The organism is Bartonella sp. EBT8, assembly GCF_055796165.1.
Map to the genome: position 1 here is coordinate 1 of NZ_JBTTDJ010000047.1, position 2,395 is coordinate 2,395.

General features: G+C 45.1%; 2 protein-coding genes and 2 pseudogenes. All 4 read left to right on the plus strand.

Annotation, left to right across the window (positions count from 1 at the left end; translation table 11 throughout):
- Positions 1–394 (plus strand): annotated as a pseudogene (locus tag AC0QT4_RS08810) (hypothetical protein); the annotation flags it as partial.
- Positions 394–843 (plus strand): hypothetical protein, encoded by a 450-nt coding sequence (locus tag AC0QT4_RS08815; protein WP_473201303.1) that lies wholly within the window; start codon positions 394–396, stop codon positions 841–843. The pseudogene AC0QT4_RS08810 and the gene AC0QT4_RS08815, both read left to right, overlap by 1 nt.
- Positions 821–1,705, plus strand: coding sequence for a hypothetical protein (locus tag AC0QT4_RS08820; protein WP_473201304.1), 885 nt, complete (start codon positions 821–823; stop codon positions 1,703–1,705). Before AC0QT4_RS08815 ends, AC0QT4_RS08820 begins: the two co-directional genes overlap by 23 nt.
- Positions 1,706–1,825: 120 nt before the next feature.
- Positions 1,826–2,395 (plus strand): annotated as a pseudogene (locus tag AC0QT4_RS08825) (hypothetical protein); the annotation flags it as partial.

Below are 2,395 nucleotides of genomic sequence, written 5' to 3' on the forward strand. Positions count from 1 at the left end.
TTCTCTAGACAGTGCGATTTGGCAAAGTGGAGCCCCCGTTCTTGGTGCTTTTGATGGGCAAAACAGGCTTGTGGTGTTTACAGGCGCCCCGATGGAAGCTGTTATTGTTTCGCAAGAGATGGGATCTCCTGATGGGAGCTTTAGCTTTATCAGCAAGATGTTTGCCGAGGTTGATACGCTAGAGGGGCTTTTGAGTATAGGGGAACGGAGTGTTCGCGACCGTCAAACGCCGATGACATGGCATCATGAAAGGATCTGCTCCTTTGTTACAGGTGCGTATCATGGTCGATCACGCAATCGCTATCACCGTTTTAAATTGCGCATTCCAGCGGGAGTAAGTTGGAGCCATATCACGGGGTTTCATGCGGATATACGGTCTTTGGGCAGGCGCTAATGGCTAAAGTGTTTCTCACCTCTTGTTGGGATAAGGAACGCATAGCCCCTTACTTTGAAGATATCTTTGCAGCTTTTCGTCGTTATAGCGAGCGTTTTAAGCACGAGCTTACTTTTCAGCAGCTTATCGAAGAGATTTGCAGTGGTAAGAAGCAGTTATGGCTTGTTCTTGATGATGATGATGAGTTTTTAGCAGCCATAACGACCCAACTTCAATATACGGCATTAGGTAAGAAGCGTGCGCTTGTTTGCGGCTGTAGCGGAAAGGGTGGATTAGAGCTTGTTGATCACCTAAACGTTATAGAGGATTGGGCGCGTGAGAATGGTGCTTTTGAGATGGAGATCTTGGGTCGTTTAGGTTGGAAACCGGCACTGATCAAGCAAGGCTATGGAATAGACATGATATATTATAGAAAGGGACTTGAAGATGGGGGAAAAACGCCCAACTGAAACCAAACAACATCAGGTACAAACCACAGCGCCTCCTTCATGGATGAAGAATGTTTTTAAACGGGGAGGTACAGATGCATATAATCTTTATAACTCCGGTGCTGGTGGAAATACTTATATGGGACCACGTGTTGCGCCTTTGAGTGCTCAAACCACCCAAGCCATTGGAGGACTTGGGAGTGTGCCTCATCATTATCAAAATCGCTTTTTGATGAATACAATCAACAATCCAACGTCGGCAGCAAATAATCTTAGAACCATGGCTTCAGGTGGTATGGTTGGGCAGAATCCTTCTTTTAATGCCGCCCTTCAAAATAGCTTAGACCGTGTAAGAGATACGATTAATAGTTCTTTTGCAGGTGCGGGTCGTTATGGTTCAGGTGCTCATACGGGTGTATTGGCAAATGAACTTGGCGCTTTGTCGGCAAGTGCTACAGCTAACCAGTATAATCAGGATGTGCAGAATATGATGCAAGCCAATGCGATGATTGACCAATACAATCAGAACCAGTTGGGAGCAGCGAATAACTTCTTACAAGGCTATGGCAATGCGTATATCAATGCGTTACAGGGGGGAAGGGTGCTTGATGATTACAATCAACGCCTTGTTGATGCCGATCGAGAACGTTGGATGGAGCAAGACAATAGCGGTTGGAATAGGTTGAATATGTTGATGAATGCAGGGCATGGCTTTGCAAGAAACTATGGCACAACGACGAATAATCATACAACTTCTGTGATGGAAGGTAACAACCCTTGGCGGAATCTTGCGATAGTCGCAGGTCTTGGGACAAGTTTTATGGGAACTCCTCAGATTGCTGAACCTTTTGGCAAGTTTTTAGGCAAAAAATTAGGTGTATAGGAGTAAAGAGATGAGGAAAGATCCTTTATTTACAATGTCTGGAATTGGTGCAGAAGCAGCTGGATTGGCATCCTATGCGTTGCACAATTTACTGAATAGATAGGGTTAAAGGAGAGCGTGATGGCATTTCCATTATTAGGCTTAGCTGCTGGGGCAGCAACTGGGGCGGCATTGAAATATGGACCTCATATTTTTAGGTATCTTTATCCTAGAGTAGCTCCAAAAATGGTTACAGGGGGGAAAAGATTGGGACAATTAATGAAACAAGGATTGAAGAATCCTGTAGTAATTGGTGGGGCGATTGGGAGTGGTCTGGATAATAATATACTGGATATTATTATAAATGAAGCACATGCACCAACTGGACCAAAGTTACCTACTTTGCCGCCATTACAAACACCACCCGACATAACTCCTCGCACAGAAATACCGTTTGGTGTTGGTAATCATGCTCCTCTACCGAATGCGCAGGAGCTTGATGGACAAGCACTTACGCCTATGGCAGAGGTGGCTTCAAGACCAGAGGCACAACCTTCTCCTAATGCTATACAACCTTCTCCAGTAGATACGCGGAGTAGTTTTGAGAAATTTGTACAATCAGAAGCGTATCAGAAGCTTCAAGATCTTTTTGCTGGTATGGCAGCAGGACCATCAGGTGGTTCAGGATGGGATGCGCTTGCAAGTGGTGTT